19 protein-coding genes and 1 riboswitch are annotated in these 21,248 nt (G+C 52.7%); of the genes, 14 read left to right on the plus strand and 5 right to left on the minus strand.

The window, feature by feature from the left end:
- Window positions 1–273: 273 nt before the first annotated feature.
- On the plus strand, window positions 274–1,107 hold the full coding sequence (ku, locus tag DFP95_RS15705; protein ID WP_181907450.1) for a non-homologous end joining protein Ku: 834 nt from the start codon (window positions 274–276) through the stop codon (window positions 1,105–1,107).
- 84 nt (window positions 1,108–1,191) lie between these two features.
- Here ku and DFP95_RS15710 read toward each other — a convergent pair whose 3' ends face one another.
- Window positions 1,192–2,313: a transglutaminase domain-containing protein gene (locus DFP95_RS15710; protein WP_181907451.1), complete on the minus strand. Its 1,122-nt coding sequence runs from the start codon at window positions 2,311–2,313 to the stop codon at window positions 1,192–1,194.
- Between the two features lie 81 nt (window positions 2,314–2,394).
- Window positions 2,395–2,483, minus strand: a riboswitch (cyclic di-GMP riboswitch).
- A gap of 108 nt (window positions 2,484–2,591) precedes the next feature.
- On the opposite strand from DFP95_RS15710, the gene DFP95_RS15715 reads away from it, so the two are divergent.
- The 3 genes from DFP95_RS15715 (at window position 2,592) to DFP95_RS15725 (ending at window position 5,129) form a co-directional block, all read left to right on the plus strand.
- Window positions 2,592–3,938 (plus strand): cytochrome P450, encoded by a 1,347-nt coding sequence (locus tag DFP95_RS15715; RefSeq protein ID WP_115993589.1) that lies wholly within the window; start codon window positions 2,592–2,594, stop codon window positions 3,936–3,938.
- 66 nt (window positions 3,939–4,004) lie between these two features.
- Window positions 4,005–4,454, plus strand: a complete 450-nt coding sequence (locus DFP95_RS15720) for a GNAT family N-acetyltransferase (protein ID WP_115993590.1) — start codon at window positions 4,005–4,007, stop codon at window positions 4,452–4,454.
- Window positions 4,455–4,505: 51 nt separating this feature from the next.
- Window positions 4,506–5,129 carry a hypothetical protein gene (locus tag DFP95_RS15725; RefSeq protein ID WP_115993591.1) on the plus strand — a complete coding sequence of 208 codons (624 nt, stop codon included), beginning with the start codon at window positions 4,506–4,508 and terminating at the stop codon, window positions 5,127–5,129.
- 23 nt (window positions 5,130–5,152) lie between these two features.
- Here the strand turns inward: DFP95_RS15725 and DFP95_RS15730 are convergent, their stop codons facing one another.
- Window positions 5,153–5,512, minus strand: a complete 360-nt coding sequence (locus DFP95_RS15730) for a helix-turn-helix domain-containing protein (protein ID WP_115993592.1) — start codon at window positions 5,510–5,512, stop codon at window positions 5,153–5,155.
- A gap of 212 nt (window positions 5,513–5,724) precedes the next feature.
- On the opposite strand from DFP95_RS15730, the gene DFP95_RS15735 reads away from it, so the two are divergent.
- Together DFP95_RS15735 and DFP95_RS15740 are read left to right on the plus strand one after the other, a co-directional pair.
- A complete protein-coding gene (locus DFP95_RS15735) occupies window positions 5,725–6,060 on the plus strand; it encodes a LytTR family DNA-binding domain-containing protein (protein ID WP_115993593.1) in 336 nt (111 codons plus the stop codon).
- Window positions 6,061–6,129: 69 nt separating this feature from the next.
- Window positions 6,130–6,408: a hypothetical protein gene (locus tag DFP95_RS15740; RefSeq protein ID WP_115993594.1), complete on the plus strand. Its 279-nt coding sequence runs from the start codon at window positions 6,130–6,132 to the stop codon at window positions 6,406–6,408.
- A 69-nt stretch (window positions 6,409–6,477) separates the two neighbouring features.
- Here DFP95_RS15740 and DFP95_RS15745 read toward each other — a convergent pair whose 3' ends face one another.
- A complete protein-coding gene (locus tag DFP95_RS15745; RefSeq protein ID WP_115993595.1) occupies window positions 6,478–9,450 on the minus strand; it encodes a DEAD/DEAH box helicase in 2,973 nt (990 codons plus the stop codon).
- Window positions 9,447–11,090 carry an SWIM zinc finger family protein gene (locus DFP95_RS15750; protein WP_115993596.1) on the minus strand — a complete coding sequence of 548 codons (1,644 nt, stop codon included), beginning with the start codon at window positions 11,088–11,090 and terminating at the stop codon, window positions 9,447–9,449. Before DFP95_RS15750 ends, DFP95_RS15745 begins: the two co-directional genes overlap by 4 nt.
- A 166-nt stretch (window positions 11,091–11,256) precedes the next feature.
- Between DFP95_RS15750 and DFP95_RS15755 the strand changes: the two genes are divergently transcribed.
- The 4 genes from DFP95_RS15755 (at window position 11,257) to DFP95_RS28910 (ending at window position 13,783) form a co-directional block, all read left to right on the plus strand.
- On the plus strand, window positions 11,257–11,682 hold the full coding sequence (locus DFP95_RS15755; RefSeq protein ID WP_115993597.1) for a MarR family winged helix-turn-helix transcriptional regulator: 426 nt from the start codon (window positions 11,257–11,259) through the stop codon (window positions 11,680–11,682).
- A gap of 74 nt (window positions 11,683–11,756) precedes the next feature.
- Window positions 11,757–13,031: an MFS transporter gene (locus DFP95_RS15760; protein WP_115993598.1), complete on the plus strand. Its 1,275-nt coding sequence runs from the start codon at window positions 11,757–11,759 to the stop codon at window positions 13,029–13,031.
- Between the two features lie 119 nt (window positions 13,032–13,150).
- Window positions 13,151–13,516, plus strand: coding sequence for a hypothetical protein (locus DFP95_RS15765; protein WP_115993599.1), 366 nt, complete (start codon window positions 13,151–13,153; stop codon window positions 13,514–13,516).
- A gap of 90 nt (window positions 13,517–13,606) precedes the next feature.
- Window positions 13,607–13,783: a hypothetical protein gene (locus tag DFP95_RS28910; protein ID WP_181907452.1), complete on the plus strand. Its 177-nt coding sequence runs from the start codon at window positions 13,607–13,609 to the stop codon at window positions 13,781–13,783.
- Window positions 13,784–13,837: 54 nt separating this feature from the next.
- Here the strand turns inward: DFP95_RS28910 and hflX are convergent, their stop codons facing one another.
- Window positions 13,838–15,115 (minus strand): GTPase HflX, encoded by a 1,278-nt coding sequence (gene hflX / locus DFP95_RS15770; protein WP_115993600.1) that lies wholly within the window; start codon window positions 15,113–15,115, stop codon window positions 13,838–13,840.
- A gap of 495 nt (window positions 15,116–15,610) precedes the next feature.
- Between hflX and DFP95_RS15775 the strand changes: the two genes are divergently transcribed.
- The 4 genes from DFP95_RS15775 (at window position 15,611) to DFP95_RS15790 (ending at window position 21,200) form a co-directional block, all read left to right on the plus strand.
- Window positions 15,611–16,741: a site-2 protease family protein gene (locus DFP95_RS15775; protein WP_115993601.1), complete on the plus strand. Its 1,131-nt coding sequence runs from the start codon at window positions 15,611–15,613 to the stop codon at window positions 16,739–16,741.
- Between the two features lie 172 nt (window positions 16,742–16,913).
- The gene (locus DFP95_RS15780; protein WP_115993602.1) at window positions 16,914–20,387 is read left to right on the plus strand and encodes an RCC1 domain-containing protein; all 3,474 of its coding nucleotides are present in this window, start codon (window positions 16,914–16,916) and stop codon (window positions 20,385–20,387) included.
- A gap of 206 nt (window positions 20,388–20,593) precedes the next feature.
- A complete protein-coding gene (locus tag DFP95_RS15785; protein WP_115993603.1) occupies window positions 20,594–20,797 on the plus strand; it encodes a hypothetical protein in 204 nt (67 codons plus the stop codon).
- 46 nt (window positions 20,798–20,843) lie between these two features.
- A complete protein-coding gene (locus DFP95_RS15790) occupies window positions 20,844–21,200 on the plus strand; it encodes a GNAT family N-acetyltransferase (protein ID WP_115993604.1) in 357 nt (118 codons plus the stop codon).
- The last annotated feature ends 48 nt before the right edge of the window (window positions 21,201–21,248 follow it).

The following is a 21,248-nucleotide window of genomic DNA, read 5'->3' on the forward strand; positions in this document are numbered from 1 at the left end:
GCACCTCCTTTCCTGTACAGCTATAATAGCACAGCGACATTTGAAAATCTACCGTATTAATTGAATTGTCAGATAATTAATTTTTGGAAGTCTTGAGGAAGAAGTCGGAACTATTTGTATGCATCCGGACTTGGTTCTGAGGAAGTAAGAGGGTATCGAACTTTCTGTGCCGCCCGCGACATCATTTTTCCGAATGGAAGTAGTATCTATCACTCTCGCTTCGGGAATACTCGCAAGTAATAGAGTAGATTCGCAAGCGAGAGGATGGATGACATGCACGCGGTATGGAAAGGCACGATTCAGATCGCGAAGTTTCAGATTCCGGTTAAGCTGTATGCCGCGACGGAAGACAGGGAGTTATCACTTAAGCAAACCCATGCCCCATGCGGCGGCTCGATTTCCCATCTTAAATATTGCCAGGCTTGCGATGCGAAGGTCGAGCCGGAGGAAATACGAAAGGGGTATGATCTTGGCGGAGGCAACTTCGTGGAGATCTCCGAAGAGGAGCTCAAGGGGATCGCTCCTCAAGCATCAAAGACGATGATTATAGAGCAGTTTGCCGAAGATTCGGCAGTTAGCCGTATGCGCTTAAAGAGGCATTATTACATCGGGACGGACGAGGTTGGCGAAGAAGCCTTTAGGTTGTTTCACGCCAGCCTTCTGCAATCGAAGAAGGTCGGATTGGGATATCTTACGCTGCGTTCGGTTCAGAGCCTTGCCGCCGTGTGGCCGCTAGAGGAAGGGTTGGTCTTGTCGACGATGCTATACGAGGACGAGATCCGTCCGGCGGTGCGGGTTAACGTCCCCGTTCACCCGTCCAAGCCGGAAGTAACCGAAGCTCATATGTTCGTGTTCAATCAATTGATACAAGCAATGTCCGCATCCTTCGTCGGGGCTAAATACGAGAACAAATACGCCGAAGCTTTGAAAGCCCTCATCGAGAGCAAAGTCACCAAGCTAGCGCCGAAGGCTAACGACAAGGAGCTTCCGGCGATTCCGCGCAGCGCCAATCTGGAGGACTTGTTATCGACGCTGAGCACAAGCTTAGACTTCGTGAAGAACGAGAGCGATGCTTTCTCCCAATCGGATTTCAACCAGAAGCATTGATATCCGGCCTTAGGCAAGCCATAACACGAAAACCCGACCGGGTTGGACCGCGGTCGGGTTTTCGTGTTGGTTCCGGGAAAGCTATTAATATTTGAACACGATGCGAAGCAGCTTGTCGTTAATCGGCGTCAGGGAGTAGTCCTCGTAAGAATAGCTATAGCCGGTAATCCCTTTCTGGCCGGCGAAAGCTTTCTTCATGTCCGTTTTCAACATAACGCCTCTCGTATAACGGACCAACAATTCCTTTTGGCGTTTATCGACGGCATCGCTTATTTTGTTTGTTAATTGTTGCAAGCTGGTTGCGGTACGGGAATCTTCAAGATAAGCGTAACCCAGTTGCTCGTAAATGGTCTTGTAGAAGGAGACTTTGGATTTATCGGTGACGTTGAGCGTGCTCAATGTTTGATCAAAAGGAGTCGCCGCGGCGGGATAGGATGAAGATGCCGGCCAAGAGTGATCCGCGCGCATTTGGGCATCGGTGAGATTGTAGTAATCGTACGACACGCGTCCGGCGACATTCGGGACGGGGTCGTTCCAAGTCGTATCGAGATGGTACCATTTGCCGCCGAGCTGAACTAAGTTCCAAGTATGGGCGATTCCGCGCGACGAGCCTTCCACGATTCGTACCGGAATGCCGGCTTGCTTCATCATTTCGTAAGTAAGAAGGGCGTACCCTTGGCATACGGTTTCGCCGTTCACTAGCCCGTCATAGGCGGAATGAGCGGCGAGGCTCGTATCGTAGGAGAGGTTGGTAACGATCCAGTCATGAATCGCCTTTTCCTTCTGATAGTCGTTCATGCCGGGAGTTAATATTTTCCGTAATGCCTGCGAGACGCGCTTCTGAACTTCCTTCGTCTCGGACAAGCTCTCCCAGTAAGTGAACTTGAAGTCGATCTCGGCTTTGCCCCCGCTCATCGAAGCTTCGTAGCCATAGGTTTTAACGATGTAGTGCAGGTAGTCGTCCGAATTCACGGCGTCGTCCAAAGTAGCCCGGATATCTTTCTTCATCGAAGCTTCATTGCCTTTATAAGCGATCTCGAGCGATTCCGCGCGCTGAGCAATCGCGTTAACGATTTCCTTGCGAAGCTGCGCTTGGGAGTCTGTGCTAGCTGCTTGCGCGGACGATCCGTCGAAAGCTATCGTCAAAGGTAAAGTCCCCGCCATAATCGCAAGGGCAAGTCCTACCTGCATACCAATTCTCTTCATCGTCATACCTTCCTCTCGCGTCTCGTTGGAATAAAACAAAAAAGAACTCTGATCACAGAGTCCTGCCGCGTGTGGGGTATGCGTGGCGGCTCGGCGGTCATAACCGAAATTCGGTCTCTAGATCCGTAGCTTTGCGTCCCAGCGTTTCCGCTGGTTTGCCTTTTTCTGTTATTTTTCGACTATAACACACATTTCGCCGATAATCGAGTCCTTGTATGAAATTGGCTAAATCCATGTTTATAATGATAGAATTTCCTTATAAGGAAGGGGGGAGAACGATGACTCGGATTACGGATATTCCGACGTCGCGTACGGCCAATTTCATTCGGTTTCAACGGGATCCGCTTGGGTTTCTCGTCGACGCATTGCCGTTAGGCGATGTCGTATCGCTAAGGACAAGCTCGTTCCGACCCACGTATATCATAAATTCCCCGGATTTCGTACAGGAGATACTCGTACATCAGGAGCAGGGTTTCCGTAAGGGTCGTAGTTCGGACGTTCTGCGAAGGACGATCGGGGACGGCTTGCTAACTTCGGAGAATTCGGTGCACAGGCATCAGAAGAAGGCGCTTATGCCGGTATTCTATAAGGAAAGAATCATGGCTTACGCAGAGGTCGTAGAGGAAGAAACCAAGAAGCTCGCCGACTCCCTGGAGGAAGGGACTCCTATCCCGATGCATGAAGCGATGATGCAGTTGACTCTCGGAATCGTAGCCCGAAGCCTGTTCAAGACGGAGCTTGATTCGAGGAAAGCAGAGCTCGCCGCCGCGGTGGACGTGACGATTCGAGAGACGGCGGGCACGATTTTCTCGCCGCTTATCCTTCCGTTCGGCATTCCGACGCCGGGCCACGTGAAGCATAAACGGGCCATTCGGACGTTGGAAGCGATGATCTACGAGGCGATCGCCAAGGCTAGGGCGAATCCCGAGCATTATTCCGACAGCATGCTCGGTTTGTTGCTGGATACGCAGGACGAGTCCGGCCAAGCCTTGAACGATCGGGAAATCCGCGATCAGATGATGACGATGCTTCTGGCCGGACACGAGACGACGGCTAACGCGTTAGTGTGGGCTTGGTATTGCTTGGAGCGGACGCCGGATGCCGCCGCGCGGTTGCGCGCGGAGCAGGACGAGCTTCGGGAAGAGGAGCAACGAACGGGCAAATCTCAGCCGGCTTACGAGAAATACCGCCGAATGGTTTACGCGAAACAAGCCGTGCAGGAGACGTTGCGGCTCTACCCTCCCGCATGGGCGATTCTTCGCGAATCGGAACGGGAGCTCACGATGCTTGGAGATCGTTTTCCGAAGAATAGCAGCTTTCTGATTAGTCCGTATGCGATACATCGTAAAGAGGGCGTATTCGGCGATGCGTACGCGTTTCGCCCGGAGAGATTCGACGAAGGGGTATCCCAGTGGGCTAGGTTTGCTTATTTTCCGTTCGGTGGAGGGTCCCGAGGTTGCATAGGATCGCAGTTCGCCTTATTGGAAGCGGGGCTTATTCTAGGCTCGCTGGCCGGAAGATTCGAATTCTCGTCGGTTCCCGGGCAGGGAGAGGGGAAGCCCGAGCCGCTTGTTTCCCTGCGCGTGAAAAACGGTCGCTGGATGGTGCCAAGAAGGCGTAGATAGGAGCTGCAGTGGGTAATAAGAAGCAAGAATGCCGTAAGGCCATTCGGCGACAAGGAGGGGTAATCGATGGGAAATCCTCTAGGCGAGATCAAGAAGAACGTAAGCGACATCAAGGAATCGATCCGAGAAATCAAGGAGGACGTTCAATCAACTGTGCTAGGAGCCAAGGAAGCGATGAACGAAACGAAGGATGCGATAACCAGATGGAAGTCCGCGGACGGTACCGACGAGATCGGCGAGTTGATCAAGGAGGAGAATGCTTTCGTTCTCCGCGGCCCGGATGGCCAGATCGGCGAGATTACGTATGCGGAGCTGGGAGGAAGCACGTGGATCATCAATCACACTTACGTCTCTCCTCCATACCGGGGACGGGGCCAAGCGAGGAGGATGCTCCGACGGCTTGCTGATGAAGCCAGAGCGGAGAATAAGAAGCTCGTTCCGATATGCTCGTTCGCGGCGGCACAGTTCAAGATGGAGCTGGAGTATGACGATGTCTGGGAACGTAACGAAATGTAACCTGACTCTATATGTAACGCAACGCAACGCAACGCAACGGAGGAATGACGGATGAATTTGTTCCGGATCAAGCCGGATCCGAAAGGGATAGACAGAATGCGAATCTTCCTCAAGGATAATTTCGTGAGCATCGCTATTCCGGGAATCGGCGATTTGGAGTCGGTAGACGGGAACGAAGAGGGAAGCGATAAGTCCGAGGAAGCGATTATTTTCTCCCGAACGATGCAAGACGGGGACTATGTATTGGTTCCTTACGAGGATTCGGTCTACTTGGGGGATCTCGGGGATTATTATTACGTCGAATCTCCCGATCCGGAAGAGGATGACGGAATGCGGCATCGCAGGGGCGTGACGTGGTTGAACCGCATTCCTCTGGACGAGTTGAACGAGTACGTCCAAGAGCTAGTGAACGATCGTTCCGCGCTACGGGAATTCGGACACCCGTTGTCGTTGGCGCAATTGGACCGCTGGATATCGTTCAGGCAACCGGAAATAGCGGCGAACCTTGCTACAAGCGGGGGTAGTCGGATTGAAATAGACAAGGAAACGATCGCCGAAGCGATTGCCGTTATGAAGGAAGCCATGAAGAGCGAAGACGCGGAGCGCCGCGAAAGGGCGGCCGCGGCGATATTGAATTATGCTTCGTCGTCTATAGACATTGGAAAGCCGACCTGACGAGAAATCGCGGTCGGCTTTTATTATCGGGTCGTATATTTATCGTTGTCCCCTAATATTTCCCTCACGACATTGCGTACCATCCGGACTTGATCGGGGCGTTGATACCTCAAGGTAGTAAGAATCTCCTGCAGGTCGGTCTCCGATTCCGTGCGCTGCTCCTCCTCGTCCGCGTAAGTGAACAATTGGGACAGGCTAACTTCGAGCGCCGAAGCCATCTTCGCGAGATTGAGGAGGGAAATGTTTTTCTCGCCCCTCTCGATCTGACCGATATAGGAGTAGTGAAAGCCGCCCTTTTCCCCGAGCAGCTCCTGCGACATCCCCCGTTCTTTACGCAGGCTCCGAATGCGCCTCCCGACAAGCTTAAGAATATCCATATCCATGACCACACACCTCTTGAGTACAGTGTAGGGAAAGCTTGATCGGCTTTACATTCGTCGTTAGGTACAGAATTGTAATAAAATGATATTTAATCGTATTAAAATCGGGTATAATTAAGATCAATGATGACAATGTCGAACCAATATTAGATTCATCGGTATCATTCCGCGTCTTAGCATCGTCTATACATAGCCTTGCGAATGAGGGGATAAGCATGCAACTGCCGTTACTGAATTCCGAAGGAGTTATTCGTTGGGTAGACGGGCAAGACATCTTGTACTTGCAGACGGACGGCTCGGGCGACGTTACGTTATTCGCATACGACGAAACCTATAAGGCGATTTCCACCGTCAAGGAATTGTTCAGGCTTCTGGAGCCGGCGGGATTCGTAAGGGTAGATAGAGGCACCGTCGTAAATCCAAGCCGCATCGATTCTTTCGATCCTCTGTTGAACGTCGCGAGAATTCGAACATCGGAGAGCATCATTCTGATTTCGGTACCCGAGAGAATGCTGGGAATCCTAAAACTTTTCGGCACCGGCGGGGAATAGAAGGTTTAGAACGGGGGGTAATTGTCAACTCTATTAGAGTGAAAGATTCTAGTAGAGCGGGGGATTGAGATGCTCCTATTGGGAATAGCCGGAATGATCGCATCCATTGCTTGCGCAGCGCTTTTCGTTACCGGAAGAATGTCCATCATAGGCAGGACGTTGGCATTCGCTTTCGTGGCCATGGGGGTCGCACTGGGCTCGACTGCAGGTACGATTGCGGCCGGAGCCGGAGCCTCCGATATTCATTCCGCATCCATAGGTATTATCGCCGGAGGGCTACTCGCATTCGCCGGCAACATGGCTATTCGCAAGCTCATCAAGAAGGTAGATCTACGACATCATTCCTAATTCCGCTATGAAGTAGTAGCCGGTTATGACAAAGGCACCGACCTCGAGGGTCGGTGCCTTTGTTGCGCGTCAGCCGATCATGTCCCGGCGCAAGGTGAACAAATCCTTCAGCTCGTCCGTCGACAGCTCGGTAATCCAGCCTTCGGACGAAGAGATAACGTTCTCGCTGAGCTGCTGCTTGCTCTCGAGCATCTCGTCGATCCGTTCCTCCAGCGTGCCCAGAGAGATGAATTTATGCACCTGCACGTCCCTAGTCTGACCCATTCGGTAAGCGCGGTCGGTGGCTTGGTTCTCGACGGCCGGATTCCACCAGCGATCGAAATGGAACACGTGGTTGGCCGCCGTAAGATTGAGACCGACGCCCCCGGCTTTGAGCGAGAGAATGAAGACGTTCGGCTGCTCTGCGGGCTCGGAGCTTTCCTTCGCTTGGAATTGGTCTATCATTCTGTCCCTCGCGACTTTGGACGTGCTTCCGTTCAAGTAGAGAACGGGCTCCCGAAGCTCATGCTCTAGTACGCGCTTCAGCATCTGCCCCATGCCGATATACTGCGTGAAAATTAGGCACCGGTCGCCTTCATCCCGGAGTTCCTTCACCATGTCTAACAATCGTTCCAGCTTGGACGACCGGCTAACGATCGCCTCCGTGTCGAATGGCGTTTCTTCGGACGAGGGCGATAGGCTTGGCTCCGGCAAAGGCTCTTTCGTCATCAGCATCGGATGGTCGCAAAGCTGCTTCAGTTGGGTAAGCGCCGCCAGAATCGCTCCCTTGCGTTCGATTCCCTCAAGCTTCTGCATTCTTTCCATAAGCTCGTTAACGGTCTGTTCATACAGCGCGCCTTGCTCGGCGGTTAAGTTGACGTAGGTCTTCATTTCGTTCTTGTCCGGCAAGTCAAGCTGGATAGCCGGGTCCTTTTTCTTGCGACGAAGCATGAACGGCCTAATCAGCTTCTGCAGATCGGCAGTGAGTTGCTCGTCCTTCTCCTTCTCGATCGCGATGGCGAACCGGTTGTTGAATTCGCGTGCGCTTCCCAAATAACCGGGATTGATAAAGTCGTAAAGCGACCACAACTCCGCCAGCCGGTTCTCGATCGGCGTTCCCGTAAGCGCTATTCGATGCCTGGCGGGAAGGCTGCGGACTACAGTGGATTGCTTCGTCTGGGCGTTCTTGATATTTTGCGCTTCATCGAGGCTGACGGAGGTCCAAGTCAGCATCTGAAGCGTTTCTTGGTCGAGCGAGCATGTGGCGTACGAAGTAAGGACGACGTCGGCTTGCTTCGCTTCCTCGACGAAGGCCTCCCCGCTAAACCGCCTGTTCCCGTAGTGCAGCATGACCTTCAAGCTAGGAGCAAAGCGGCTGATTTCCTTCTGCCAATTTCCTAGCACCGAGGTCGGACAGATGATCAAGGACGGAATCCTATTGGGATCCGAATCCGACGTGTTTTCTTTGATATGCAGCAAATAAGCGATGAGCTGTACCGTTTTGCCGAGTCCCATATCGTCCGCCAAGCACGCACCCAGGCCGAATCCGCGGAGGAAAGACAGCCACGCGTACCCGTCTTGTTGATAAGCGCGAAGCTCCGCTCGGAGCCCGGCCGGAACGGCAAGCTTCGGATGCTCGGCTTGTTGGGTAAGCTGACTGATGAGCTTAAGCATATGCTGATTAAGTTCAACCTCCAGCTGGAGCCGGTGCGCGCGGTCGGCCTCCAACTCCTCGTTATCCGCGTTAGATGCTTCAACGTTCGCATCGTTGCCCAACAGATGCAGCTGCAGTACGTCCTGGAAGGAAAGGCCCTGTTCTTTGTTCACGGAAGCCATCGCTTTGCGAATTTGGGCAAGCAGCGTCGGATCCAACTGGATCCATTCTCCGCGGAAACGAACGAGCCTCGCATTGCGAGCGACCAGCTCGGCGAATTCGGACTCGGATAGATCGGCTTCGCCGATGGCGATTCGCCAGTCGAAGTCGACGAGCGAGTCGAGACCGAACAAAGAGCTTCCCGCACGTCCGCCTTCGCCGGAGCTAACCTTGGCGCGTAGCCGAGGCTTCTTCCGACTGGCGGTTTCCCACCATGCGGGAAGCAGGACATGCCATCCGGAATCGAGCAGCCGCTGGCTTTCCGTCGTCAAGAATCTCCATGCGGCTTCGTCGTCCAGCAGTCGGGAGAAAATATTATCGCTCGCTCCGCTAAACCTCTCCGCGGGAAGGCTAGCCCGCAATCTCTCCAGCCAACCGCTTGAACGGGTTCTGACGTGCGGAGTCCAATCGCTTGGCCATGAGCCGAATACTTCGCCGTTATCCGCCAGCCGTACAAGGGATAACCGAGAAGAATCCCGTTTATCTTGAAGGACCAGTTGCAGGCGCCAACCGGATTGGTCTTCGTCCGGCTCCAGCAATTGCAAAGCGGGCCGGAAGGGAGCGGTATCGGCTTTCCAGCCGATAGCGACTAGCCAAGCTTGTTCGTCCAGGCCGGCCTCGACTGTTTTGTTCCGCGCGAATAAGAGCGGGAATTCGCTTCGCAGATCGGAGGCCGTCATTTCAGATCCGTATTGCCGATGAAATACGGCAGCGGAGAACGCGGCTAGGAGCCCGTTCATGAAATCGGGATCTTCCTTGATCTCGTCCATGGCCGCGCGTTCGTCCGCGCCGATCGCTTCCTCGTCCCACTTCCACTGCAATTTGCCGGACTGGAACGAGGAGAAATCAGGGATATACTTCTTGTCCTCCAAGCACTGGGCCAATATCGGCGCGACCTTGATCAAGCGTTCTGCGACATCGCTCCATAGCCATTGGATATGCTGAAGAAGGCGGGCTTCCGCGAAGAAAGGAATGACCATTTCCGCGGGGAGTTGCACGAGCTCGAGCTGTTGGAAGGGGTGGATTTCCAGCTCCGTTCCGTAGAAAGACTCTTCGTGCCAGGCAAACAAACCCTGCTTAAGAGACAGTCCGGACACGAACGATTCCTCGTTGTAAGCGCCATGGATGAGGGCATTTCCGTGCCCGTCGAAAACGATCTGTATTTGAATGTATTCCGTATATTTGTTCATTCCAGCAGTTTCCCTTTCCGAAGCTCCTCTTGCAGCGCGCGAAGACGACTATTGCGGCTGGCGAAGGAGTCGATGAACGATTCCCAGCGAGGCTCCCGCTTTAATTTCTTATATAGCTTGGCTAACCTCTTGAGCATCTTTACCGCGGACTTATAGCTGTCCCGGTTCTTGTGAAGGACGTAACGTTCGACCGCCTGATGGTAGAAGGGAAGCAATAGCTCGGGAGCGTTCTTCTCGATCGGTTGCAGGTCCGTTACCCGAAATTCGAGCGGATCGCTGTCCATGCTCAAATGGTAGTCCATCCAGCGTTCCCATTTTTCGTTGGCGAGCAGCTTCTCTTCGTAGATCTGGCGGGATAAGGGCAGCAAGGAGGCGAGGGTATCCCACATTTGCGGCTCCGCGTCGGGAAGGTGCTGTACGGCGACTTCCCAATAGTCCGAGTAGGAGCGGATATTGTTGTTCCTTCGCAGGTTGAGCAGAGGCGCGATTTCGGTTAACCATGAAGTTAACCGGCTCCATTGCTCCGTTCGCGAGAGATGGTTCAGGAAGAACGTTAAATATTCCGCGGAAATACCGGAGACTTCCTTCGCGGAACCGAGCAGCTTCCAAGCCTCCCGGTCGTTGGATAGATGCATGTACATCCCCGCCTTGGCCATCTTCAAAGTAAAAGCGGTACGGGAAGAGCCCGCCTCGGCTGCAACCTCTTCCAATCTTCCGATTTCCTCCGAATAAACGGTTTCGTTGACCGGAGGGATTAGCCACTGGCTCCAAACCTGCTGGTAGTGCGACAGGAAATAATGGTTGTCGTTAGTCTCCGCCAGCATTTCCTTGCGCAAGTAATCCAAGGTTTGCAGCGTGTAGGGCAAGTTAACCCCATCTCCTGCCGCCGGGGCTCCGTCCGCGATATCCTTCTCGATAGCTTCCTGAAGATCGGATGCGGCATGATGGGTGTGGAACGCCAGATAGGAATAGGCGTATCCCGATTGGTCTTGCGGTTGTTTCGTTAACTTGGACAATACGAATAAGCGGGCATGCAATATAAATAACCGGTTGATGTCCGGCGAAAGGGAAGGTTTAATTCGGAAAATGGCCTCCAGCATGTCGTTCACGAACTGAGTATTCCTCGAGCCCTGTGTTATTCGCTCCGTGCAATGCTCGAATAGCTCGTGCCACTGGGAAATATCCATCTTCGGGATATACTTGGCTTGCTCCTTCAATCGGGCGGCGCTTTCGGCCGACTTTTTAGCCTCCAACAGCCTCGCTTGACCGTAAGTCTTGGCAGGGGAAGGGTTATCCGACTTCGTCGCGGTCAGGTTCTTGGCGTTCACGAGCGCGTGGGTCGAACGATTATGCAGCTCCGCGTACTTAAGCACGGAGGCGAAAATATGCTTGCAAGGGACGTTAACCGGGCAATCGCACCGGCATGCCTCGAAATGATCCAAATTGATCTCGACGGAATAATTCTCGGATCCCTCCACGATCGCTTTGATGTATCGATGAGAGGGAATCGTGAGTTTCAAGACGCGGTTTTGCTTATAATATTGAAATCCCCTGTTCAGGGTAACGTCGTCGAAATGATCGGCAACATCCTGGACGAGCCGGTTCCATTGGTCGTCGTCCAATTCGTAAGTGGGTATCATAGGCAAGACTCCTAAGTAGGAATTACATGATTGCGAGTTCGGGCTCGATTGCTTAAGTATAGCATTTCTTCCTAACGTTGAAATCAGCCGCGGAATAGCTATTGACGTCGGATGAAAATCGTATTAAATTAGTTGTACATACAAAATAGAAAGTAGGGATTAACCGATGGACGACTCCTTCCTGCGCACCTGCCTCTTTTTCACCTCCAACCGGTTAAGCCGCGCCATAACGAAGATCGCGGAGGAACAATTCGCGTCTACGGGATTAAGTCCCATGTACGGGTATCTTATTCTATTAGTTAACGGAACGCCCGGAATTACGCAAAAGGAGCTAGCCGAGAAGTTATCCGTAACGCCTTCGACCTTAACTCGGTTCATCGATAAGCTGGAAGGACGCCATTTGGCGGAACGAAAAGTACAAGGGAAGACGGTGCTCGTATACCCTACGGAGAAGAGCAAGGAGTTGGAAGTTACGATACGCGCGGCTTCCAGGAAGCTGAAAGAAAGCTATTCGGCGGTACTTGGTTTAGATGACGCTTCTAAGCTATCGGATGACATTCTGGCGTCCAGCGAGCTGCTCGAGAAGAGATAAGAGCTGCGTTATTTCTTCGATTGTAATATTGTATGTACAAACAATATATATATGGAGTGAAGGAGAAGAGAGAAATGGAACAGCAGAAAGTCGCTTCAAAAATATATTATGGTTGGATAGTCGTCCTTATTACTTTTGTAACCTTACTCGTATCGGCGGGAATTCGTTCGTTGCCGAGCGTATTGATGCTTCCCTTGGAAGACGAGTTCGGATGGAGCCGGGGAGGGATCTCCGGCGTCGTCTCCGCGGGTATATTCCTGTACGGGTTAGTCGGTCCGTTCTCCGCTGCGTTATTACTTAAGTACGGTATTCGCAAGGTGATGGTCATCGCCTTGGCCGTACTGGCGGTCAGCCTAGCCGTAACTCCGATGATGACAACCCTGTGGCAGTTCGAATTGCTGTGGGGCTTCGTCGCGGGCCTCGCGACGGGAATGATGGCCAATGTATTAGGCGTAACGGTAGCAAACCAATGGTTCGCGAAAAGAAAAGGGCTGGTCGTCGGGATGCTGACGGCAAGCGCGGCTACGGGACAGCTGTTGTTCATGCCGCTTATGGCCAAGATAACCGTTGAAGCGGGTTGGCGTTATGCCTTATTCGCCGCGGTTGCTGCAGTGCTTATATTGCTTGTCGTCGTTGCGATATGGATGAGAAACCATCCTTACGATGTAGGAGCTGCCTCGTACGGATCGGAAGAAATCGTTAAGCCCGTCCCCTTTAAGGGAAACATTTTTATTGCTCCGTTAAAGGCGCTACGTTCCGCAATGAGAAACTCGACGTTCTGGCTGCTTGCCGGAACCTTCTTCTTCTGCGGCTTCTCGACGAACGGGCTGATCGGTACGCACTTAATTCCCGCATGCGGCGATTTGGGCATCCCTGGCGTCGTGGCTGCGGGTTTTCTGGCTATGATGGGGTTATTCGATCTTGTCGGCACGACCTTATCGGGATGGCTCTCCGATCGGTTCGATAGCCGTTGGTTGTTATTCTGGTATTACGGGCTGCGGGGTCTGTCGCTTATTTTCCTGCCGCAAGCTCTTCAAATGGGCTACATGGAAATGATGATATTCACCGTATTCTACGGGCTGGACTGGATCGCAACCGTTCCTCCCACCGTCAAAATATCCTCGAACGTGTTCGGCAAAGAATCCGCGGGCATGATATTCGGCTGGATCGTCGTCGCGCATCAGCTTGGAGCATCGGTTGCGGCATACGGGGCAGGAATGATGAGGGATTGGTTGGGAAGCTATTCCGTTTCGTTCGTCGCCGCGGGTTTCGTCTGCTTCTTCGCCGCCTTGATGGCGATCAAAATTCCGAAGGCGGAAGGCGCGGTCACCAGAACGGCTAAAGCGTAACGCCTAAGCCATATAGCGCTAAGCGCCGCCGCATTAGCTCCGGTCGAAACGCTCAATCGTTATGACAACCTTCCGAATATGCTAGAGTACGAGCTATTGCTCTAGCGGGAGGTGAAATCATGTCGTCATTTCAACTAAGCGGAATCGTCGGCGGCAAGAATGCGATTCCGGTCGCTCCAGGCAGAACCGTTCTATTGCAGCAAATCATTTTGGAGGTCGCGGACGGGATGCGGCTTATCCTTAAGGACGTTAACTTTCTTTTTAACAACGAAGCATTCGCAATCAAAATACAGGCCGAACCGTCCCCCGGTAAGTTTACTGCCGGAGGAGGGGGAGGAGAATTAACGCCGAACAAAGTGCTTTTTCGTAACAATACGGGCTCGACGGTTCGTATTTTCCTGCTCGTCAGCGCGGTTAATAAGGCAAAGAACGCCCGTTCGTTAAGCCGTTCCGACAGCTGGCATCTTACTCTTCAGCGCAGGTGAGCGTGATTGGCGATTGTTATTTTCAAATAAAAAGACGCGGAAGCACCGTGCTTGCAGAAGAATTAATTCTGCTCGCGCGGTGTTTTTCTGTTGTCCATTGGAGGAATAAGCAAATGTACGCAAAGGTTAAGCTCGACCAAAGCCTCCATTATTTTCGATCAGTCGGGCGAGTTGGTGTCATTGGATGAGGATGCATTGGAATACGACGTCTTCCGGGATCCTGTTTACGTGCTCAACCATGGCGCTATCAAGGATCTCGATCTATGAGAAGTATGTTTAAAGCAAAATAACCCGGCTACGCCGGGCCATTCGCCAACCGGCTTAACCGATGGATATAAATACGTCGCGATACTTCTCGTAATCGGCTTCCCTGCAGGTCATCGACAATCTCGTGCCATCTTCCTCATGGCTGATCCGATGAACATGAGCATGCTCGTTAAAGAAGGACACTAGCTTCCCGTGTTCGAAGGGAACTAGAATCTCGTAGTCTTTGTAGTCCGTGAAGACTCGTTCGCTAATGAGCCGCACCAGCTCATCCATCCCGATTCCTTTTCCAGCGGACAAGTATATGTTACCGTCCTCTACCCTAGGATAATCCTGGTTCGTAGCCAAATCCGCTTTGTTGTACACGAACAAGGTCGGAATTTCGTCGGCGCCGAGATCGCGCAAGGTCTCGTTCGTGACTTCGATTCTACGCTCGTACTCCGGATCCGAGCAGTCCACGACGTGAAGTAAAAGGTCCGACTCGGTTACTTCTTCAAGCGTGGAACGGAACGCCTTGATCAAATGATGCGGCAGCTGACTGACGAATCCCACCGTATCGGTTAAAAGGAAAGACCGGCGATCCGGCAACTCTATGCTGCGTACAGAAGTCTCTAGCGTGGCGAAGAGCATGTCCTTGGCGAGTACTTCTTTGTCGGAGCCGGGATTGAACTTGCGCACGAGTGCATTCATGAGGCTCGATTTCCCGGTGTTCGTGTACCCGACCAAGCAGACAACCGGAACTTCGTTCTTGCGGCGCTGTTTCCGCTGGATATGACGCCGGGAGACGAGCTTCTCCAAGTCCGCTTGCAATGCGGTTATTCGATCTTCGATCCGGCGACGATCCAACTCCAGTTTCGTTTCGCCGGAGCCCCTGTTCTTGAGTCCGGACCCGCCTCCTCCGCCTTGGCGTCCGAGGGATTCTCTTAATCCGGACAAGCGAGGCAACATGTATTGCAGCCGCGCCACCTCGACTTGGAGCTTGGCTTCCGTGGTTTGAGCTCTGCCGGAGAAGATGTCCAGAATCAGAATCGTCCGGTCGATGACCCGACAATCCAGCTCCTTCTCCAGATTGCGAATCTGGGAGGGAGAGAGCTCGTCGTTGAAGATGGCGACGTCCGCGCCGGTTGCCTCCATTAACGACTTAAGTTCTTGGATCTTGCCCTTTCCCATATAAAGCGAAGAATGGATTCGTTCCGCCTTTTGCGTAAGCTCTCCGACGACTTCGATGTCGCAAGCGTCGGCCAGACTGCCGAGCTCCTCCATGGCGCTTTCAAAATGGTCGCGGTTGTTCAAACGTACGCCCACGATAATCCCTTTTTCTCTATTTCGTTCCATACTATTCATCCTCTCTCTATGTCCGAACCGTAAAAAAACACAGGCAGCGCTCTGCCTGTGCGGTCGTATGACGTTAGAGGAATCCAGAAAGAAGCGCAAGCGAACGCCATGCGTTGACGCTTGCCGATCATGCCTATTCCTAAGGAGAGTAGACGCATAGAAAGCCCGGAACCGAACGACGCATGTATTCCGGCCGTCGTTCGGCATCCACTCCAAGCTTTATTCGCGTTTCCATCTCCGATATAGGGTTCATAGGACAGACCAATCCCGAGTCCTCTGCACACAGGCAGAGCCTTAAGCGCTATTCAATTAGCCGCGCAAGGATCTAACTCGGATGTAGTCTATCACACGTAACCCCTCCGTTTCCTTTAAGTAATCCTATGGTAACATAAGTCAAATCGCGAGGCAACGAAACCAGCTCTTATCCAAATTCGTATTTAATGAGATACTGTACATCAGGGTATCATTACGGATTATAAGGAAAGGAAGTTCCAGGTGAATAATTCTCGCGGCCGGTCGTTGTGGGTAGGGATCGGAATCTTTCTGTTAGCGAAGTTTAAGTGGGCTTTGGCGTTGCTGAAATGGACCAAATTCGGCGGCACATTCATTTCGATGATGATAAGCTTGGGGGCATACGCGGCCATCTACGGCTGGAAATTCGGCGTTGCCATCATTTATTTGATATTCGTGCATGAGATGGGACATCTTGTCGCGGCTAAGCGCAAAGGCATTCCGACTTCGCCGGCGTTCTTCATCCCGTTCGTGGGAGCGCTCGTATCGCTGAAGGAGCGTCCGCGCGACGCGGCAACCGAGGCTTATCTCGCGTATGGCGGACCTTTGGCCGGATTAATCTCTTTCCTTCCTGCCGTCGCGTTGTATTGGATGACCGAAGACCCGTTCTGGGCCGTCGTCATTTTTACTGGCGCTCTGCTTAACTTGTTTAACATGATACCCGTGTCTCCTCTAGATGGAGGTCGGATCGTATCGGTATTGTCTACGAAAATATGGCTGGCCGGGTTGATCCTTCTTGGCATTATCGTCGCAATATCCCCGAGCCCTATACTTTTTCTCATTATCATCATCGGTCTTTTCACTTGGTGGAACAGGGCGAAGGAAGACAGCAGGAATGCGGTGCTTTCCTACGAGAAGCAGAAGCTGGTCGAATACCGGACGGAGATTCGCCGTTGGCCTGCGTTAACGAGCACGTGGAATTTGAAACAAACGCTGCTGGCTGACGTAGGCGCAACCAAGAAAGAGGAGTCGGGCAAACGCAAACGATTGCTGCCTTTCCTGCATGAGGAAGAACGGATTGCCCGCGATAAAGAGACCATGGATAGGCACTATGCGAATCTGACCCTTAATCTGCTGCAGGAATGGGAGCATCAGCCCGTGGAGTACGAGGATGCCGATCCTTCCAAGCCGATCCCGTCCAGATTGCTCGTTGCCGCTGAGCAGGCTGCGGATGAAAGAATCGGGCAACTGGAGGAGGAACTACAACATAATAGGGCCTACTACGTCGCATCTTCATCCTTGAAGTGGAAGGTGTTGGCGGCTTACTTGGCCTTGGCGGCCGTGCTGTCGCTGTTCATGTTATATGGGAATCACCTTATGAAGCTACATGAGTAAACGGTAATCCATAAATAACGACGACCATCAGGGGGACCTGGTGGTTTTTTGTCGTTAAAAAGCAAAGAAAGTTGAAAATAGTTAACTTTAGTAAATCGAAAAATAACTTTTTAATTTATAGAATGAACGGAGGCTCAACGATTGAACGACAGATTCTCGGAGGGAAACGAAAATGAAACGGATGAAGCGAGTGTATAGGATAGCTCTTAGTATATTGGTGTTAATAGGGATGATCCCTTTTGCCCGGGAGAAAACGGCGGAAGCCGCCGATATCGTAGTCGAGCCTCGGATCGCATCGGGATATTACCATACCCTTTCCCTGACAACGGATGGAAACGTCTGGTCTTGGGGTCAGAATACGAAGGGGCAATTAGGCGACGGAACGAATAGCGGAAGGAACGCGCCGGTAAAAGCCGTTGGCCTTAGCAACGTCGAAGCCGTTGCGACCGGCGTTCGCAGCAGCTATGCGATCAAAACCGACGGCACTTTATGGGCATGGGGGATGAATGAAAACGGGCAGCTGGGCGACGGGACGCTGACGGATAGGAACATACCCGCGCAAGTGCCCGGGTTATCCGGAATCAAAGCGGTCTCGGGGGGAGTCGGTTACCATGTCCTTGCATTGGACGAAGACGGCAACGTGTGGGCATGGGGAACGAACGACAGCGGAGAGCTTGGCGACGGGACGACGACTGGGCGGACTTCGCCCGTGCAAGTAACCGGATTGACGGACGTGATCGCGATTGCCGCCGGAGGATGGCACAGCCTGGCTCTTAAAGCGGACGGAACGTTGTGGGCATGGGGTTATAACGGTAAAGGGGAGTTGGGGGACGGTACGACGGTTTCCCGTTCCATTCCTTATCAAGTCGATATTGGTGAAGTTAAGGCGATTTCCGCCGGTAACGATCATAGTTTAGCCGTGATGAACGACGGAACGGTGTGGAGTTGGGGATACAATCAATGGGGAGCCCTTGGAGACGGAACCGCCGTTACGCGGTACATTCCCGTGCAAGTATCCGGACTAAGCGGAGTTTCCACTATCGCTGGGGGAGCCAACAGCAGCATTGCGTTGAAAGACGACGGAACGGTGTGGGGATGGGGATTAAACAATTATTCTCAGTTGGGAGACGGTACTTCTACGCAAAGGAACTCTCCCGTGCAAGTGTCGGGTCTCTCGCGAATAAAAGGCGTTTCCGCGGGCGGATTTTTCGGGATGGCGGTGAGCGACGATGGAAAAGTATGGGGCTGGGGACTGAACAGCAGCGGAGAATTGGGTGACAGGACGGCGACCTCGCGCTTGGTTCCCGTGCAGAATGCGGCCGTATTGGATTTAACCGTTCCGGTTCCTAGCGCGGACCCCGTAACGGCTTCCGATATAACGGAAACGGGATTAACCTTGAATTGGGCGAAAGCGACCGACAATTTAACCTCGCCGAGCGAGTTGCAATATTTGGTCTATCGGATCGGTAGAGCCAACGCGGGCACGGTTAACGATATTGAACTCCGGGGGATTCCGATCGGCGCGTACGAGGAGGACATAGATACGAAGGAAGTAACGGGGCTGTTCGGAGGCGTAACGTATTATTTCGGCGTTATCGTGAAGGACAAGTCGGGCTTGAAAAGCGCGTATGCGGTCAAATCCGTGAAGACTCTTGACGTGCCGTCCTACCTCGTGACTTATGACGGGAACGGGAGCAGCTCCGGGAGCGTACCCGTGGACGACTTTGCCTATTGGGTAGACGAGAGCGTCGAAGTGCTAGCGAATTCGGACCATATGAAGAAAACGGGATTCATTTTCAAGGGGTGGAACGCCAACGCGGACGGAACCGGAACGGCATACGCGGTAGGAGATACGTTCTTTATGCCGGCTCACGATGTCATCTTGTACGCGCATTGGGTTCCGGATTCGGATCCCACAGATCCAACGGATCCGACCGATCCAACAGATCCCACCGATCCCACGGATCCAACCGATCCAACAGATCCGACCGATCCCACCGATCCCACCGATCCTCCTATTCCGAGTCGGGATGCATCGTTAAGCGGTCTTGATTTACGTACCGCCGGCGGCATTCCGATAGCGATAGGGCCTGACTTCTCGCGCGATACAACGGCATATTCCGCCGGCGTGGCTTATGCAATATCGTCGGTTTCCGTCGCCGCGACGACTTACGAGAGTCAAGCCAGCGTCGTCGCGAGCGTATACGACAGTTCTAACGTACTCCGATTCGGACCGGTGAACATAGGGAATGGCATCGTTAGCGACAGCCTTCCTATGAAGGTCGGGCTCAACTTAATCGAGTTGGGAGTAACCGCGCAGGATGGCACGATGCAGACTTACCGACTAACGGTAACCCGCGATGCTCCTCCCGAAAATAACAACGAGCAAGACGACGATGACGAACCGATTCCTGAACCCATAACCCGAATAACGATCGGCGGTCAGTCGACAGGGAAGCTGGCGACCGAATCGTCCTCGGCGGAAAACGGCCGAAGCGTATTAAGGGTAAGAATGGATAACGGAGCATTCAAAGAACAGCTCGGCAAAGAAGGCGATAATCCGTCCATCGAAATTTCCATGACGACTTCCTACGCGGCAAAAGTTATCGTGGAGTTTGCTGGAGATTCGATTAAAGCATTGGAAGATAAAGAAGGTCTAATCGAAGTAACGACTCGCTCCGGAAGCTACAAGATTCCCGCCGGACAAATTCGGATGGAGAAGATCGCCGAGAGGTTTGGCGAACGAGTCCCTCTGGCCGACATCTCCGTGAGCATCGTAATCTCTCGTGAAGAAACGGCTGAAGCGACCGGGTTAACGATCGTCGTTCCGCCGGTCGAGTTCGCGATCGTTGTTTCTTACAAAGACCAAAGCTTGCAGCTTAACGAGTTCGGCGCTTTCGTCGAGCGGACGATTCCGATCCCCGAAGGCGTTGACCCGCGGCGGATCACGACGGCGGTCGTGGTGGAAGCGGACGGATCGTCACGGCACGTTCCGACCTCGTTCGCTGTTCGGGATGGCAAGGCCGTTGCCGTTATTAACAGCATGACGAACAGCAAGTATGCATTAATATGGAATCCGGTCGCGTTTGCGGACGTTGAAGGCCATTGGGCGCAGGCAGAAGCGAACGACTTGGCCTCGCGTTTGATCGTGAACGGAACGGAAGCAGCTCGGTTCGATCCGTCCGAAGCCGTTACGAGGGCGGAATTCGTCGCCACGTTAATAATGGCGTTAGGCTTGCCGGGCAAATCCGAGCTCACGCATTTCGCGGATGTGAACAACGTCGATCGGTATAGCGGTTACTTAGCGAAAGGTATGGAACTGGGACTTGTTTTCGGATATGAAGACGGAACTTTCCGGCCGACGCAGACTCTTACGCGGGAAGAGGCGGCGGTGATGCTTGCCAGGGCTATGAAACTGGTCGATCTAGAAACGGATATAAGCGAATCCGATGCGAATATAGCTCTTGCTTCATATGCGGATATAGCATCGATTAACGAGTGGGCGAATGAAGCAATCGCGATAACGGTTCGAAACGGACTGTTCAAAGGAAATAATCTGAAGCTGAGACCGAAGAGCGCGATCTCAAGGGCAGAAACGGCCGTCATCGTTAGGCGGTTGCTTGTTAAAGCGAAGCTCATCGATTAAGGACGGAAAATAGACCGAAGTCCCTATGACCATCATGGTTATAGGGACTTTTGCATTTTAATTCGGCTAAGTCTGAATACGAGGACCTAAGACTATTATGGGATTATTTTCCCCCAATCGATGGCGGATCGGGTAAACTTATGATACAACTATCAATAAATACGTTCATTTCTTGACTAGGAATTCTAACGACAGGGTGGGTGGAGATGGAATTAGTCAATTGCGGAAGGTGCGGCAAGCTTCAAGTCCAGAGACCGGATACCCTGTGCAAGGAATGCCAGCAAATTTATGTCGCCGAAGCGCAAATCGTAAAAAACTATATCAAGTCGAACCCTGGAGCCACGATCATGGACGTCGTACAGTTTACGGGATATCCCATGAGACGAATTAACGAAATTCTCGAGCGTTGAATCCCCTCCGCATTGGGTAATGAAGTATAAAAGGAGGGTTCAGGATATGGGAGAAACCGAACGGAACGAATTAGGAGAAGCGGAAGAGACGACGCGGGCAAGGGAGCAAGCGGAAATGGCCGTTGATATACGCAAGCAGGGCACCGGCTTCATCGTGCTTGGGGTCAGCGGCCAGGTGGGAGAGATCACCTATAAGCTCGTAGACGTGGGAACATGGGTCATCGACCATACTTATCTGGATCCGAGATATCGCGGAGGCAATATCGCGAGGAAGCTCCTCGACCTCGTCGTCGAGGAAGCGAGAGCCGAAGGCAAGAAAATCATCCCGGCTTGCTCGTACGCTCTCGTTCAATTCAAACGGAACAAGGAATACGCGGACGTGTGGGAGAAGAACGGCATTTAGTCATAAGCCGACTCGAGGTAGAGCCCTTGAAGAAGAGCTGAAGGAAGT

The sequence above is a fragment of the Cohnella lupini genome, from assembly GCF_003386205.1.
Lineage (GTDB): Bacteria > Bacillota > Bacilli > Paenibacillales > Paenibacillaceae > Cohnella > Cohnella lupini.